Genomic DNA, 15733 nt, shown 5'->3' on the forward strand with positions numbered 1-15733 from the left:
AGCGAAGGCATGTCCGTGGCATGGCTGACCTTGTCGGCGGTCTGGCTGAACCAGCGTTCGAGCTGTTGGCGGTAAAGCGTCAGGGTGTCCGGGAAGCTGTCGAGCTCGAGCTCAATGCGGGCGATGTGATCCATCAGCCCACCGAAACATCAGGAACCACATAAAAAACCGGGTCGAACATAAGCAATCCTTCGCGCAGGAAATTGGGCGCGATGGACTTTGCGTGGGTTAAGCGGGGAAAGAAGTCAGGGAAGGATGAGGTTGATGTAGGGCGATTCGCTAAAACGAAAACGCGGCGTAGGGATCAACCCCTACGTCGCCTGCGGGATCTTCAGGTAAATCCCACCACACGTTGTTCATACAGCTGCCGCAACAACGCCAAACCGTTATCGAAAAACTCCGCTGAGCCGGTCATCCCCGCCTCCACCGCCACCCCCTGCAGTTGCCCTCGCCCGGTCAGTCCGGGAAATTCATCGATGCGCTGCAACAACCGAAACGCCAACGGGCTCAATCCGGAAAACTTCACGCTGAAATCCAGGTCACGACGCACCAGCAACAACGTCGGCTGATCCGGGGCCACATCGGGCTGAAAATCCCGCCCCAGCAATTGCACCGGCCAGGCATAGGCCAACGGCCACGCCAAGGGTGAAACCTGCAACGGACGATCCAGCAACGACGCGCTATCGCCAAGGGGCAACGGCTCGGCCACGGACTGTTGCAGGGCCATTTCCACCCATTCGTAGTGCGCCAGTTCGACCATGAACGGCGGCCACGATCCATCGGCCAGCGCCGCAGGTTCAGAGGCGAGAAACTCGACGAACTCCTCGGCGATTTCACCGAATTTCGGCGTGTGGGCACGGTAGTCGCGCAGGAACAGTCGCACAAGTGCCCGCCACTGTTGGTCGCCGAGAATGTTCACCAGCACCGGAAAAGTTCCGCTGATCAACGACGACAGGTTGGCGAACACCAGGTCGCGATACACCCGCGCCCGCGCCGGGTCCATCTCGGGCGGCGGGGCGCAGTGATCGGGATCGCGCAGGTACAGGCCCATGCTGTTTTGCTGTTCGTGCAGCGAGCGCTTAGCCACGGCTCACCTCCTCGCTCTGCAACCGGCGGATGGTATTTAATTCGGCAACCAGTTCGGAAAACGCCGGAAAGTTGAAATCCCGCTCCAGCAGGGTCGGTTGCGCGCCGAAACGGGCGTAGGCCTCGCTCAGCAACGACCACACCGCCGGTTTGACCGATGCACCGTGGGTGTCGATCTTCAAGGTATCGGACTCATCGAAATGCCCGGCGATGTGCATCGCCACCACGCGGTTGGAATCGATACGAGCGAGAAACGTCTGCGGGTCGAACCCATGATTGATCGAATTGACGTAGACGTTGTTGACGTCCAGCAACAGGTCGCAATCGGCCTCGCGCAGTACCGCGTTGGTGAACGTTACTTCGTCCATGTCCTGCTGTGGCGCGGCGTAGTAGGAGACGTTTTCAACTGCCAGGCGTCGACCGAGAACGTCCTGAGCCTGGCGAATGCGCGCGGCGACGTGATGCACCGCCTCTTCGGTAAAGGGCAACGGCAACAGGTCGTAGAGATGACCGTCATCGCTGCAGTAACTCAGGTGCTCGCTGTACAGCGGCACGTTGTAGTGATCGAGGAAAACCCGCACCTCTTGCAGAAATCCGACGTCCAGCGGTGACGGCCCGCCCAGTGACAACGACAGGCCGTGACAGGACAACGGATAGCGCTCCGCGAGGGTTCGCAACGCCGCGCCGTGGGCGCCGCCGATGCCGATCCAGTTCTCGGGCGCGACTTCGAGAAAGTCGAAATGGCCGGTCGGGGCGGCCAGCAGGTCTTTCATTAAACCGCGACGCAAGCCGAGCCCGGCGCTGGCCTTGGCGGAAGTGATGGGGGTTTGCATGATGTCGGTCTCAAAGGTTGTCAGTGCGGACTCACAGTTAATCGAAGCGGTGTATCGGGACTGTGTTGCGCACTGACGGAAAACGGCAGGGCGTGTATCGCCAGCGGGTCTGTACACGTTCGAATACAAACCCGCTTGGGCGGGGTTACGCCAGGTCGTACTTTTCGCGCACCAGATGGCCAATGCCGATGCGATCCAGCACGTCCATCGGGCAGAGGAACGTCACACGCACGGTGCCCGGCAGGCGGCTGATGTCGATGGAACCGGTGATGGTGGCGCGGTTGAGCACTTCATCGTACGGCAGGCCGGTGACGGAAGCAGCGCGTTGCAGGCCGTTTTCCACCGCCAGATTGAGGTTCTCGCCGCTGCCGAGGAAGGTGATCGGGCCGCTCTGCTCGATCTCGTGCTGGCCCCAACGCTCACCCAACTCGCGGACTTTGGCCCGTTGCTCGGCGTTCATCGGGCGCGCCATCGGTGGCAGGTCATCAAGGTTTTGCAGGAGGATCGGCCCTTCCAGTGTCAGGTTTTTCACCACCTGCACTTCGACTTCGGTTTCCCCGGAGCAATCGGTGGCGTGCCCGGCGATTTCGCCGTTGCCCTGCTGGGCGTGCATGTCGCCCATGTACACCCCGGCACCCGGCACTTTCACCGGGCAGATCAATACGCAGCCTTCGCGGATCGAATTGGTGTCCATGTGGCCGTCGGTCTTGGCCGCGTGCAGTTCTTCGCGGGACATGCCGAAACGGTGCGGTGCGTTGATCAGGTATTGGCCGAAATCAGCGCAGTTGTGCGAATCGGGGAGGTCACGGGATGGCAGAGTGCCGATGTTGCCGAGGAACGGCCGCATGTGCGCCGCGACGCCGGGAATATCGGCACGGGCCAGGGAAAGGATCGAGTGCTGCGCGGCGAACTCCGGCAGTGCCGACATTTGCGAGGCATTGCCGGCCAGTTGATCGGCGATGTCCTGATTGACCGTCAGGCTGACCTGGTTCTGCGCGTCGAACACGATCACATAGCCGTGGCTGAAGCGAAACGCGCTGACTTCGGCATTGCAGTTGCTGCAGCGAATGGCGTCTTCGCCAATGCCTTCGACATGGCTGGCCGGATGTTCGGTGCCGCACTTGGAGCAGAATTTGGCGACGAATGGATCGCCGTTGTAGCGCCCTTCAACGAACTTCATCACGCCGGAGGACGTTGCCAGCGACGTCACGCGCATGCTTTTGATTTTGATCGCCACGGCATCGCCGATTTCCGCGCCGACGATAGCTACCGGTTGCGTCACTTCATGGCCACCTTCAAACGCTGGCGTGATCATCGGCCCCCAACAGCCCGGTGGTGTACCGGTAATCAGGGTACCGCCGTCGGCCAGTGGCCCAAGCATCGGCTGACTCGGGCCGATGATGCCGTGGGTGTAGTGATCGACCCGCAGGCGATTGACTGGCGTAGCATTAAGAGTGGATTCAGGCACAGGTGTTGTCATTGTGGTCCCCTTGACCGCATCAGGCGCGGAACAGAGTCAGTGCGAATGGCCGCCGATGAAGGCGACCAGGAAAAGTGGCTTGCACAGTTCAGCGCAGGTTTGTATCTGGTCTGTGTTCGGCGGTGGTCATGAATTGCGGGGGACTGTATCGAGAGGCCGGTTAGATACAGAGGGATACATGCGGTCCCAGCAATCACCACAAAACCCTGTGGGAGTCAGTGTCAGCCACAGCCGCTTTCGTCGCTCCAACCCGCGTTACGCGGCTTGCAGACTAAACTTAATCCACACATCCCACGACCACCGCCCAGCGGCGTATGCCCAGGCAAACGAAGCCTCTGGACCGTGATCCTTTCTGAAGGAGCACACGTGATGGACGAGGCCAGACTCAACGACTTCATGGGCAAACTGGTGAATGACATGGGCGGCGCGGCGATGCTCGCCAACGTCATCCTCGGCGAAGAACTCGGCCTGTACCGGGCCATGGCCGACAGCCAGCCGATCAGCCCTGAAACACTCGCCGGCAAAACCGGCTGCAACCCCCGCCTGGTGCGCGAATGGCTCAGCGCCCACGCCGCTTCCGGCTACATGGAACACCGCGACGGCCAGTTCCGCCTGCCTGAAGAACAAGCCCTGGCATTGGCCATCGAAGACTCACCGGTGTACATCGCCGGCGGTATCGGAGTGGTCGCGTCGTTCTTCCACGACAAGGACAAACTCGTCAACGCCATGCGCGGCGACGGCGCCCTGCCCTGGGGCGATCACCATCCGTGCATGTTCAGCGGTACCGAACGGTTCTTCCGCCCCGGCTACAAAGCGCACCTGATCACCGAATGGCTGCCGGCCCTCAGCGGCGTAGTGGCCAAGCTGGAGGAAGGCGCCAGGGTCGCGGACATCGGCTGCGGCCATGGCGCGTCGACGGTGATCATGGCCCAGGCGTTTCCCCATTCGCAGTTCGTCGGTTTCGATTACCACGCGCCCTCCGTCACCGTGGCCACCCAACGCGCTGAAGAAGGAGGCGTGTCCAGCCGTGCGCGGTTTTTCCAGGGCACGGCGAAAAACTACCCCGGCGATGACTACGACCTGATCTGCTACTTCGACTGCCTGCACGACATGGGCGACCCGGTCGGCGCGGCGAAACACGCTTACGCGTCATTGAAAGCGGATGGCTCGGTGCTGCTGGTGGAACCGTTCGCCAATGACGCGCTCGATGACAACATCACCCCGGTCGGCCGGTTGTTCTACGCCGCCTCGACCTTCATCTGCACGCCCAATTCGCTGTCCCAGGAAGTGGGCCTCGGTCTCGGTGCGCAAGCGGGTGAGGCGCGGTTGCGCAAGGTATTCACCGAGGCCGGGTTCTCCAGTTTTCGCCGGGCCACGCAAACGCCCTTCAACCTGATCCTGGAGGCGCGCAAATAAACACCCCGCCTTTGTGGGGAGGGCGCTTGCTCGCGAAGGTGTATCAGGTACATTTGTCTGGCTGACACACCTTCGCGAGCAAGCTCGCGCCTACAGGTTTGCGGAGTGCCGATGATGTTTGACCCTTTGATCCACGAACAACTCGACCGGCTTCAGCAGCTCATGGCCGACAAGCCGTTCGCCGTCCTGACCGGCGCCGGCATCAGCACCCCGTCGGGCATTCCCGACTATCGCGACAACCAGGGTGTGCGACGTGGCCGGCAACCGATGATGTATCAGGAGTTTCTCTCCACCCCGGAGTCCCGTCGACGCTATTGGGCTCGGGCGATGCTCGGCTGGCCGCGGGTGCGTCAGGCGCAACCGAACGTGGCTCACGAGACACTGGCTGTCTTGCAGAACACCCGGCAGATCAGTGGGCTGATCACCCAGAACGTCGACACCCTGCACGATCAGGCCGGCAGCCACGACGTCATTGAACTGCACGGCAGCCTGCACCGGGTGCTGTGCCTGGACTGCGGAAAGCGCAGCGAACGGGATTCGATCCAGCGCCTGATGGAAACCCGCAACCCATACCTCGCGGACGTCGACGCGGTGCAGGCACCGGACGGCGACACCCTGCTCGATCCGGCGTTCGAGGCACGCTTTCAAGTGCCGCATTGCCCGCATTGCCGAGGTGAGCGAATGAAACCGGACGTGGTGTTTTTCGGTGAGAACGTTGCGCAGGCCACGGCTGCCAAAGCGATGGCCGCGGTGGAACATGCCGCCGGGTTGCTGGTGGTCGGCTCGTCGCTGATGGCGTACTCGGCGTTTCGCCTGTGTCGCGCGGTGGTGGATCAGGGCAAACCGCTGATTGCGATCAACCTGGGCAAGACCCGAGCGGACGAGATCCTGGATTTGAAGATCGAGGGCTCGTGTGAGCAGCTATTGCCGTTATTGGCTCAAAGCCTCACTTCCTGATCAATGCAAACCGGCGGGATTGGGATCAGCCTATAGAAATTCGTTCACCGAGGTTTTCTTCTTTAAGCACATCAAACAACGCCTGCGCCGCCGCCGACAACTCTCCCCCCGGCAAGGTCAAAACCCCAAGCGCCCGTTCCACCACCGGATCACGCAAGGTAATGCACCGCGCGCCCAACTCGCGCATCTGCCCGGCACACAACGCCGGCACCGCGCTCACGCCCAACCCGCTGGCGACCATCCGCCCGACTGTCGCCAGTTGATGGCTCTCGAACTCCACCGGCAGCTTCATGCCCCGTGCCTGCAAGTGTTCTTCGAGCATCACCCGCACCGTCGATGGGCGTTGCAAGGTGATGAACGGTTCCTTGAGCAAGGTCTGCCAGTCGATTTCATCGAGCTCCACCAGCGGCGAATCATGGGGTACCACCGCGACAAAACGGTCGATGTACAACGGCGTGAACTGCAGCGACGAGCTCTGGGTCGGCTCGAATGCCACCCCCAACTCCACCTGGCGGTCCCGGACCATTTCGAGGACTTGCTCGTTGATCACATCGTTGACCGTGACGTTGACTTTCGGGTAGCGGGCGCGGAATGTCTTGAGGATCGGTGGCAGCAGGTTGCCGGCAAACGATGGCATGGCGGCCAGGGTCACGCGACCGCGCTGAAGGGTGAAACGCTGGCGCAGTTCGTCCTCGGCATTGTCCCAGTCGGCAATCAAGCGGCGCGCCAGCGGCACCAGGGATTCCCCCTCGGCAGTCAACGCCACGTTACGTGTGTTACGCGTGAACAGCCGACCGCCCAGGCCTTCCTCCAACGCCTTGATCGTCAGGCTCAAGGCCGATTGCGAAAGGTGCAGGCGCTCGCAGGCCACGGCAAAACTCAGGCTCTGAGCCACGGCCAGGAAGGCACGGATCTGCTTGACTGTCATAATCGTTGCCTCCAAAGCGGCGCATTATTGAGGTTTATCTATCAATCTACATTAAAAATCAACTTAACAAATTAATCTCACAGCGTGACACTCATCCCATACGGCTAGCCAGCCGCCCACAAAGAATAAAAGAGGTGCATATGGCAGGTTTCGACAAGCGTGTGAGTTCCTACGAGGAAGCTCTGGCAGGTCTTGAAGACGGCATGACCGTGATCGCCGGCGGCTTCGGCCTGTGCGGGATCCCGGAGAACCTGATCGCCGAGATCAAGCGCAAGGGGACTCGCGACCTCACCGTGGTTTCCAACAACTGCGGCGTCGACGGTTTCGGCCTTGGCGTGCTGCTGACCGACCGCCAGATCAGCAAAGTCGTCGCCTCCTACGTCGGCGAAAACAAGCTGTTCGAAGAGCAACTGCTCAAAGGCGAAATCGAAGTCATCCTGACCCCGCAAGGCACCCTCGCTGAAAAAATGCGCGCAGGCGGCGCCGGCATCCCGGCTTTCTTCACCGCCACCGGCGTCGGCACCCCGGTTGCCGAAGGCAAGGAAGTACGCGAATTCAATGGCCGCAAGTACCTGATGGAAGAGTCCATCACCGGTGACTTCGCCATCGTCAAAGGCTGGAAAGCCGACCATTTCGGTAACGTGATCTACCGCCACACCGCGCAGAACTTCAACCCGCTGGCGGCCACCGCCGGCAAGATCACCGTGGTCGAGGTCGAAGAAATCGTCGAACCCGGCGAGCTGGACCCGTCGCAGATCCACACCCCTGGCATCTACGTCGACCGGGTCATTTGCGGCACGTTCGAGAAGCGCATCGAACAGCGCACCGTGCGTAAGTGATCCCCTGCCCCCGGACCGAATGAAGGAATAACAACAATGGCACTTTCCCGCGAACAAATGGCTCAACGCGTCGCCCGCGAAATGCAGGACGGCTTCTACGTGAACCTGGGCATCGGCATTCCGACCCTGGTCGCCAACTACATCCCCGAAGGCATGGAAGTCATGCTGCAGTCGGAAAACGGCCTGCTGGGCATGGGTCCGTTCCCGACCGAAGAAACCATCGATGCCGACATGATCAACGCCGGCAAACAAACCGTGACCGCCCGTATCGGCGCTTCGATCTTCTCCTCGGCCGAATCCTTCGCCATGATCCGCGGTGGCCATGTCGACCTGACCGTGCTGGGCGCGTTCGAAGTGGACGTCGAAGGCAACATCGCCTCGTGGATGATCCCCGGCAAACTGGTCAAGGGCATGGGCGGCGCGATGGACCTGGTGGCCGGCGCCGACAACATCATCGTCATCATGACCCATGCGTCCAAGGACGGTGAGTCCAAGCTCTTGTCCAAGTGCAGCCTGCCGCTGACCGGTGCCGGTTGCATCAAGCGTGTGCTGACCGATCTGGCTTACCTGGAAATCGAAAACGGCGCGTTCATTCTGAAAGAGCGCGCACCGGGTGTCAGCGTCGAAGAGATCGTCGCCAAGACTGCCGGTAAACTGATCGTGCCGGACCACGTACCGGAAATGCAGTTCGCTGCCCAGTGAGGAATCATTCCATGCAAGAAGTCGTCATTGTCGCCGCCACGCGCACCGCGATCGGCAGTTTCCAGGGTTCGCTGGCCAATGTGTCCGCCGTCGACCTGGGCGCGGCCGTCATCCGCCAGCTGCTGGCACAAACCGGGCTCGACCCTGCACAGGTCGATGAAGTGATCATGGGCCAGGTGTTGACCGCCGGCGCCGGGCAAAACCCTGCGCGCCAGGCGTCGATCAAGGCCGGCCTGCCCTTCGCCGTGCCGGCCATGACCCTGAACAAGGTCTGCGGCTCGGGCCTTAAAGCCTTGCATCTGGGCGCACAGGCGATTCGCTGCGGCGACGCTGACGTGATCATTGCCGGCGGCCAGGAAAACATGAGCCTGTCCAACTACGTCATGCCCGGAGCACGCACCGGTCTGCGCATGGGTCACGCGCAAATCGTCGACACCATGATCAGCGACGGCCTGTGGGATGCGTTCAACGATTACCACATGGGCATCACCGCCGAGAATCTGGCCGAGAAATACAGCCTCAGCCGTGAGCAGCAGGATGCGTTTGCCGCCGCCTCGCAGCAGAAAGCCGTGGCCGCCATCGAAGCCGGGCGCTTCGTCGATGAAATCACCCCGATCCTGATCCCGCAGCGCAAGGGCGATCCGCTGTCCTTCGCCACCGACGAGCAGCCACGGGCTGGCACCACTGCCGAATCCCTGGGCAAACTCAAGGCTGCGTTCAAGAAGGACGGTTCGGTGACCGCCGGCAACGCCTCTTCGCTCAATGACGGCGCGGCCGCCGTGATCCTGATGAGCGCTGAAAAAGCCAAGGCCCTGGGCCTGCCGGTACTGGCCAAAATCGCCGCTTACGCCAACGCCGGCGTCGACCCGGCAATCATGGGTATCGGCCCGGTGTCGGCCACTCGCCGTTGCCTGGACAAGGCCGGTTGGTCCATCGATCAACTGGACCTGATCGAAGCCAACGAAGCGTTCGCCGCGCAATCGCTGGCCGTGGCCAAGGACCTGGAATGGGACTTGAACAAGGTCAACGTCAACGGCGGCGCCATCGCCCTCGGCCACCCGATCGGTGCCTCGGGTTGCCGCGTGCTGGTCACCCTGCTGCATGAAATGCTCAAGCGTGACGCCAAGAAAGGCCTCGCCACCCTGTGCATCGGTGGCGGTCAGGGCGTGGCCTTGGCGCTCGAACGAGCCTAAAGCGTTCAACAGGCTGCGCGGGGACCCACGAAGAACCGCTGCAGCCTGGACAAACACCCGGTGCGGTCCACGTCGCACCGGGTTCTTTTTACCTGCGTTTTTTCAGGCGAACCGCGTTATCGTTCTTCGCAAGCAGGCTCGCTCCCACAAGGGAACGCGGTCAACTGTGAGAGCGAGCCTGCTCGCGAAGGGGCCAGACCTCTCACCCCAGAAACTGCAGGATCAACCAGCTATTCGCCCCACTGATCAGCACAAACAACCCCCATGCCAACACCCGCGTTGGCAGCCTGTTCACCAGCGACCCCATCAACTGGCGGTCATTGGTCATGCGAATCAGCGGATACAACGCAAACGGCAGCTGCAGACTCAGCACCACCTGACTCAACACCAGCAACTTGCCGATTGCATTTTCGCCCATCAGCCAGACGCCGATGAATGCCGGGATCAGTGCCAGCCCGCGGGTGATCAGACGCCGTTGCCAGCATGGCAGACGCAGGTTCAGGTAACCCTCCATGATCACCTGGCCGGCGATGGTGCCGGTGAAGGTCGAACTCTGCCCTGAAGCCAACAGTGCGACGCCGAACAGCACACTGGCCAACGCCCCGCCCACCAAGGGATCGAGCAAGTGATAGGCGTCCTGGATGTCCACCACATCGCTATGCCCGGTCTGATGAAAGGCCGCCGCCGCGAGGATCAGGATTGCCGCGTTGACCATCAGCGCCAATGCCAGCGAGCCGATGGTGTCGATGCGTGCCAGTTTCACCGCATCCTGTTTGCTGGCCAGGTCCTTGCCGATCAACCGGGTTTGCACAATCGAGGTGTGCAGGTACAGGTTATGCGGCATCACCGTGGCCCCAAGGATGCCGATGGCCAGGTACAACGGCGCCGCATCACTGATGGCCGACAGCGATGGCTTGAAGCCTTGGGCGACCTCCGGCCAGTACGGTTTGATCAGCAGCAACTCGACAAAAAAACAGGCGCCAATGGTCGCCACCAGTACCAGCATGATTGCTTCAAGTCGACGGAAACCCCGGTTCTGCAGAGCCAGTACCAGCAGGGTGTCGAAGGCCGTGAGGGCGATACCGAAGGTCAGCGAACAGCCCAGCAATAAATGGAAAGCCAGGGCACAACCGAGCACCTCGGCAAGGTCGGTGGCGATGATCGATATCTCCGCCAATGCCCATTGGGTGCGTGCGGTCCGTTGGCTGTAGCGCTCGCGGCACAATTGCGCCAGGTCACGCCCGGTGGCGATGCCCAGTCGCGAGCACAGGCATTGCACCACCATCCCCGCCAGGCTCGCCAGCAGCACCACGAACAACAGGCTGTAGCCAAAGCGTGATCCAGCCTCGATGGCGGTGGCCCAGTTGCCCGGGTCCATGTAGCCGATGGAAACCAGCAAGCCGGGACCGGCAAAGCGCAGGACCCGCTTGAAGAACGATGCGCCGGGGTCCACGGCGACGGAACCCGCCACTTCCGGCGGGCAAAACGGCGCTGTGCCGATTTTGGGCAAACTGAATTTCACACGATGATCCATCAACAGGTGGGAAGGCGCAGGGTCGCCGGTAGATCATCGCAAACTTTAGGGGGCAATGCCCAGCAACTGCTGGTGCAACTCGGTATCGCCGGGCGCGCGGATCGAGCCAGATGGCGAAAAAAGCTTGAGCCAATGGCAGGTCGCTGGCGGTATTTTTGTATACAAAATCATCCAATCTGTAGCGCAATCTTCCAGCTGCAATGTTACCGTTGCTACCTCACACCAATGGAGATGTGCGCGTGTTGATCCTCAAACTGCTGGTGATTCCTGGTTTCCTGCTGCTGATTTCCCTGGCCGGTAAACGCTGGGGCCCCAGCGTGGCGGGTTGGTTGTCCGGGTTGCCGGTGGTGGTCGGGCCGATCCTGTTTTTTCTCGCCATTGAACAAGGCGAGGCATTCGCCGCCCAATCGGCTATGGCAGCCCTGTCGGCCATGTTCGCCATGATCGCCTTTTGCGTGACCTACGCGCAGGTCTGCCAACGCACGGGATGGCCGCTGGCATTGACGGTTTCATTAATAGTCTGGGCTGTGATTGCCGTGGTGTTGTCACTGATGACGCCGTCGCTGCTGTTATCCGTGCTCGCCGCCGCGACCGCTCTTTTGGCCGCGCCTTACCTGTTTCCTTCCGTGCGACCGGTCCTTGCCGGCCCGGCACCGAAGTCCGACAAATTGCTGCTGCGCATGGTCGCCGGCGCCCTGCTCACCCTCGCTGTTACCTGGTTGGCCAGCACCGTCGGCGACCGCTGGAGCGGCCTGCTCGCGGTGTTCCCGGTGCTGGGCAGTGTGATGGCGGTGTTCTCCCAACAAACCCGCGGCCCAGCCTTTACCGCCGTGCTGCTGCGGGCGACGGCCACGGGCATGTATTCGTTTTCGGCGTTCTGCCTGGTGGTGACATTGGCCTTGCCCAGCATGGGCATGCTCGGCTTCGGCCTCGGTGTCGCCGTCTCAGTGGCCATGCTCGGGGTCACTCGGCGCCTGCTGGCAAAACCGGTGTGCAGCGCTACTCCCTCAACGATTTCAAACGAATAGAGCAACGGCCCGTACGTCAATCGAACGGGCTCGCCCACCATCGGCCTCGGTTCAAACCACGCGACCGTCTGTTACCCCGCACTGGAATGCCTCACAACCTCCATGGGATGATCGCCCACCATCGCGCGACCATCCCTGGAGATATCGAATGTCACTGTTGAGTAAAAAAGCCGTTGTCCTGTTGCTGGCAGCGGCGGCCAGCCTGGGGGCTTTGAGTGCGCAGGCGGCCAAGGCGCCCGCCAAGGATGCGGCGCAGACGCAAAAGGTCTCGATGCTCGGCGGCAAGTTCACGTTCACCCTGCCCAAGGGTTTCGTCGCCAATGCCCTGCCAACCAGCCCTACCGGCGCAAGCGGCACCATGTACGCCAACGAAGCCACCAAAACGGTGGTGATCGCTGCAGAAAACAATTTGCCGGAAGGCGTCACGGTCAAGGATAACGATGGCGAATTTCTGGACGGCACAGCGGCCGATTTCGACTCGGCACAACGCAAGGCGCTGCCCGATTACAACAAGCTGAGTGAGAAAAGCCTGACCCTGAAGAGTACTGGCCTGGGCCTGCGTCAGGTGGACAGCACCGCCACCCAGGGCGGCGGCCAGACCCTCAACACCACGCTGATGGGTGCGTCCGGCGGCCGCATGACCGTGGTTCAGGTCATTTCCCGCCCAGGGGACATGGCCGCCCACGAAACGCTGATCAAGCAGATCGTCAGCGGCAAGTAAGTATCAGGGGTTGAGGCGCTGCAGCCAGGCGCTCAAATCCTGAACCTCTTCGGCACTGATGCTGTGACCAACCCCCTGATAGGCGTGAAACTCGGGTTCGAGTGAAATGCTCTGCAACAGGCTGTTGGCTTCGGTGCCGTCGCTGTAAGGCAGGCGTTTGTCCGCCGTGCCATGACCAATGAAAATCGCCAGCGACTGACGCTTTTCATCCGGTATCAATTCAGACCGGAGCACCGGCAGAATCCGCCCGCTCAACGCGGCAATCCCGCCCACGGCCTCGGGATGGCGCAGGGCCACCTCATAGGACATGATCGCGCCCTGACTGAACCCCACCAAGAACACCTTGTCCGGTTGTGTGTGATATTTCTCCGTCGCCTGGCTGATGAAATCCAGTAACAACTGACCGCTGGACTTCAGATCATCCGTCTCGCCGTTGTAGGCACCCTCACCTTTTTTGCGAAACCACTGATAGCTGCCTTCCTGCATCACCCTCGGCGCCCGCACCGACAGGTAGGTGTATGGCTTGGGCAATTCATCCTTGATGCCGAACAGATCCTGCTCGTTACTGCCGTAACCGTGGAGGAAAATCACCAGGGGTTGATCGCGGGATTCGGGGGTGGCCTGCGCCAGGTATTTGAGCGGCAGGTCGGTTTGCAGCGGGGTTTGAGCGTGAACAGCGGCGGATGCCAGCAGCGTGAGCAGAGCGAGAATCTTCAACATAAGCCTTCCTTCACAGTGCGCAGGATTCGAAGAAGAGCCTAACACTGTGAAGCGGGCCGAAGCATCCAGGGTGTGACGATGAGGCCTTTTGTGGCACCCACGAACATCCTGCTCAATCGTTGATCAACTTGCCCACACGAATCGGCTCACGCCCCGCCACTTTCGCCTGCCACGTCCCCGGTTGCGTATAACGCCCGCGATCAATGGCAAACAGCACGCCGCTGGTGCCTGCGCGCACGGTGGTGACCTTATCGTTCAACGGGTCGACCACTTCAAACAGTGCATCGCCCTTCTCCACCCATTCCCCGGCTTCGCGCAGAAAACTGACCACCCCGTGATGCGGTGCGAACAGGTACTCGGTGCCTTCGAACGGCATGCCTTCACAGCATTCGCTCGGCGCCGACGGCCATTGGCCCTGGATGAAACCCTGTTCGGCAAGAAAGCCCAGAATTGCCTCGCAATTGGCTTGCGCCTGCTCGACCCGAGTGTCGCCCATGCTGCCCAGTTCCAGGGTAGTCGCCAGGTTAGCCGGTGGAATCGCTGCCTCAGGGAACGCTCGGGCCAGGCGCAACCATGGCGAAGAACAGGACTCGTCGAACGAACTGCCGCCGGAATCCTCGCACAGCAACGCCACGCCCGCCTTCAAACGCGCGGCCAGGGATTGCCACTGCGGCCAGTGTTGCGGCAGCGCATACACATGAATGGCCGCCTCGAAATCGCAATGCAGATCGAGGGTGATGTCAGCATCGCAGGCATGGCGCAGCAACAGACGATGCAGGCCTTCCAGCTGCGAAGCCGGCGCCGGCAAGCCATCGAGCACCTGGCCCATGGTCTGGCGGATCAGTGCGGTGTTCGCCTCGGCGTCGCTGCCCAGCCGATCACCGATCAACCGCGCCACGGGGGCACTGAGTTCAACGAACGAACGGTTGAAATTCTTGCCGCTGCCCAATTCGAAGCGGCCCATGTGACTGCCTTGCAAGTGCTGATCGAGCCCGATGGGGTTGGCCACCGGTACCAGTTCGATCACGCCCTGCAGTTGGCCCTGGCGCTCAAGTTCGGCCAGGCGCTTTTTCAGTTCCCAGGCCGTGCGCATGCCCGGCAGTTCGTCTGCGTGCAGGCTGGCCTGGATGTACACCTTGCGAGCCCCCACGCCATAACGAAACACACTGAGGGTGCGCTCGGTACCGAGGTGGCTCCAGGGCAGTGAGTGGTCGATGCGTTGCATGGGAGAACTCCAGAATCAAGGCCGTCGAGATCACTGTGGGAGCGAGCTTGCTCGCGATGACGGTGTATCAGACGCTGATGCAGTGACTGATAAGTCCCAATCGCGAGCAAGCTCGCTCCCACAGGTTTCTCGTTTTACGAAAAAGAGCGCGTAAAAAAGTGGCCACCGCGTCAACGGGGCCACTTTTCTCTACGGCGTATTAATGGCCGTACACGTCAAAGGCGAAGTACTTGTCTTGCACTTGCTTGTATTTGCCATTGGCGCGGATTTCAGTGATGGCGGTGTTGAATTTGTCCGCCAGCTCTTTATCACCCTTGCGCACCGCAATACCGGCGCCGCCGCCGAAGTACTTGGCGTCTTCATAGGTCGGGCCGACGAAGGCAAAACCTTTACCGGCGTCGGTCTTCAGGAAACCGTCGTCCAGGTTGACCGAGTCGGCCAGCAGCGCGTCGATACGGCCAGAGACCATGTCCAGGTTGGCTTCCTGCTGGGAACCGTAACGCACCAGCTCAATACCGGCCGGCACCAGCACTTCGGTGGCGAAGCGGTCGTGGGTACTGGCGCGCAGTACACCCACCTTCTTGCCTTTGAGTTCGGTCAGCGGATCCTTGATGTCGGTACCTGCCTTCATCACGAAGCGCGCCGGCGTGTGGTAGTACTTGATGGTGAAATCGACATTCTTCTTGCGATCGTCGGTGATGGTCATGGACGACAGGATCGCATCGATTTTCTTGACCTTCAGTGCCGGGATCAGGCCGTCGAACTCTTGCTCGACCCAGGTGCACTTCACTTTCATCTGCTCGCACAGCGCGTCGCCGATGTCGACGTCGAAGCCCGTCAGCTTGCCGTCAGGGGTTTTCATCGAGAATGGCGGGTAACCGGCTTCGATACCGATGCGGATCGGCTTGGCGTCTTCGGCCACGGCGGTCAGGGACAACATCGACAGTGCCAGGGCACCGAACATCACTAGCTTCTTCATTTATAACTCCTGTGTGCGGAGGCTTTTATTGGCAGCTTCGATTGGCATCTTTCGGTCACAGCGTGTGGCTGACAAGGACCGAAGTGGCCGGC

The 15733-nt window shown here is 61.1% G+C and carries 15 protein-coding genes; 7 read left to right on the top strand and 8 right to left on the bottom strand.

The window, feature by feature from the left end; genetic code table 11:
* Nucleotides 1-331 precede the first annotated feature (331 nt).
* The 3 genes from BVK86_RS26745 to BVK86_RS26755 form a co-directional block, all read right to left on the bottom strand.
* Nucleotides 332-1087 carry an HvfC family RiPP maturation protein gene (locus BVK86_RS26745; RefSeq protein ID WP_075949241.1) on the bottom strand — a complete coding sequence of 252 codons (756 nt, stop codon included), beginning with the start codon at nucleotides 1085-1087 and terminating at the stop codon, nucleotides 332-334.
* Nucleotides 1080-1919 (bottom strand): HvfB family MNIO-type RiPP peptide maturase, encoded by an 840-nt coding sequence (locus tag BVK86_RS26750; RefSeq protein WP_075949242.1) that lies wholly within the window; start codon nucleotides 1917-1919, stop codon nucleotides 1080-1082. Before BVK86_RS26750 ends, BVK86_RS26745 begins: the two co-directional genes overlap by 8 nt.
* 145 nt (nucleotides 1920-2064) lie before the next feature.
* The gene (locus tag BVK86_RS26755; protein WP_075949243.1) at nucleotides 2065-3399 is read right to left on the bottom strand and encodes an acetamidase/formamidase family protein; all 1335 of its coding nucleotides are present in this window, start codon (nucleotides 3397-3399) and stop codon (nucleotides 2065-2067) included.
* Between the two features lie 369 nt (nucleotides 3400-3768).
* On the opposite strand from BVK86_RS26755, the gene BVK86_RS26760 reads away from it, so the two are divergent.
* Together BVK86_RS26760 and BVK86_RS26765 are read left to right on the top strand one after the other, a co-directional pair.
* Entirely contained in the window at nucleotides 3769-4815 is a 1047-nt protein-coding gene (locus BVK86_RS26760) for a class I SAM-dependent methyltransferase (protein ID WP_075949244.1), read from the top strand.
* A 114-nt stretch (nucleotides 4816-4929) separates the two neighbouring features.
* Nucleotides 4930-5772: an NAD-dependent protein deacetylase gene (locus tag BVK86_RS26765; protein ID WP_075949297.1), complete on the top strand. Its 843-nt coding sequence runs from the start codon at nucleotides 4930-4932 to the stop codon at nucleotides 5770-5772.
* 25 nt (nucleotides 5773-5797) lie between these two features.
* Here BVK86_RS26765 and BVK86_RS26770 read toward each other — a convergent pair whose 3' ends face one another.
* A complete protein-coding gene (locus tag BVK86_RS26770) occupies nucleotides 5798-6700 on the bottom strand; it encodes a LysR family transcriptional regulator (RefSeq protein ID WP_075949245.1) in 903 nt (300 codons plus the stop codon).
* Between the two features lie 140 nt (nucleotides 6701-6840).
* Between BVK86_RS26770 and BVK86_RS26775 the strand changes: the two genes are divergently transcribed.
* The 3 genes from BVK86_RS26775 to BVK86_RS26785 are packed head-to-tail and all read left to right on the top strand — an operon-like array spanning nucleotide 6841 to nucleotide 9434.
* Nucleotides 6841-7539 carry a CoA transferase subunit A gene (locus BVK86_RS26775; protein WP_075949246.1) on the top strand — a complete coding sequence of 233 codons (699 nt, stop codon included), beginning with the start codon at nucleotides 6841-6843 and terminating at the stop codon, nucleotides 7537-7539.
* Between the two features lie 36 nt (nucleotides 7540-7575).
* The gene (locus BVK86_RS26780; protein ID WP_054051104.1) at nucleotides 7576-8241 is read left to right on the top strand and encodes a CoA transferase subunit B; all 666 of its coding nucleotides are present in this window, start codon (nucleotides 7576-7578) and stop codon (nucleotides 8239-8241) included.
* Between the two features lie 11 nt (nucleotides 8242-8252).
* On the top strand, nucleotides 8253-9434 hold the full coding sequence (locus BVK86_RS26785; RefSeq protein WP_075949247.1) for an acetyl-CoA C-acetyltransferase: 1182 nt from the start codon (nucleotides 8253-8255) through the stop codon (nucleotides 9432-9434).
* A gap of 202 nt (nucleotides 9435-9636) precedes the next feature.
* On the opposite strand, the gene BVK86_RS26790 is transcribed toward BVK86_RS26785, so the two are convergent.
* Nucleotides 9637-10956: an Nramp family divalent metal transporter gene (locus BVK86_RS26790; protein WP_075949248.1), complete on the bottom strand. Its 1320-nt coding sequence runs from the start codon at nucleotides 10954-10956 to the stop codon at nucleotides 9637-9639.
* Nucleotides 10957-11207: 251 nt separating this feature from the next.
* On the opposite strand from BVK86_RS26790, the gene BVK86_RS26795 reads away from it, so the two are divergent.
* Nucleotides 11208-11996 carry a hypothetical protein gene (locus tag BVK86_RS26795; protein ID WP_075949249.1) on the top strand — a complete coding sequence of 263 codons (789 nt, stop codon included), beginning with the start codon at nucleotides 11208-11210 and terminating at the stop codon, nucleotides 11994-11996.
* 148 nt (nucleotides 11997-12144) lie between these two features.
* Nucleotides 12145-12717 (top strand): DcrB/PsbP domain-containing protein, encoded by a 573-nt coding sequence (locus tag BVK86_RS26800; protein WP_075949250.1) that lies wholly within the window; start codon nucleotides 12145-12147, stop codon nucleotides 12715-12717.
* A 3-nt stretch (nucleotides 12718-12720) separates the two neighbouring features.
* On the opposite strand, the gene BVK86_RS26805 is transcribed toward BVK86_RS26800, so the two are convergent.
* From BVK86_RS26805 to BVK86_RS26815, 3 genes are all read right to left on the bottom strand, one after another.
* Complete coding sequence (locus tag BVK86_RS26805) at nucleotides 12721-13437, bottom strand: alpha/beta hydrolase (RefSeq protein ID WP_075949251.1); 717 nt, start codon at nucleotides 13435-13437, stop codon at nucleotides 12721-12723.
* 112 nt (nucleotides 13438-13549) lie between these two features.
* The gene (locus tag BVK86_RS26810) at nucleotides 13550-14662 is read right to left on the bottom strand and encodes a succinylglutamate desuccinylase/aspartoacylase family protein (protein WP_075949252.1); all 1113 of its coding nucleotides are present in this window, start codon (nucleotides 14660-14662) and stop codon (nucleotides 13550-13552) included.
* A gap of 199 nt (nucleotides 14663-14861) precedes the next feature.
* Entirely contained in the window at nucleotides 14862-15641 is a 780-nt protein-coding gene (locus BVK86_RS26815; RefSeq protein ID WP_075949253.1) for an ABC transporter substrate-binding protein, read from the bottom strand.
* Between the last annotated feature and the right edge of the window lie 92 nt (nucleotides 15642-15733).

The sequence above is a fragment of the Pseudomonas reinekei genome, from assembly GCF_001945365.1.
GTDB classification, from domain to species: Bacteria; Pseudomonadota; Gammaproteobacteria; order Pseudomonadales; family Pseudomonadaceae; genus Aquipseudomonas; species Aquipseudomonas reinekei.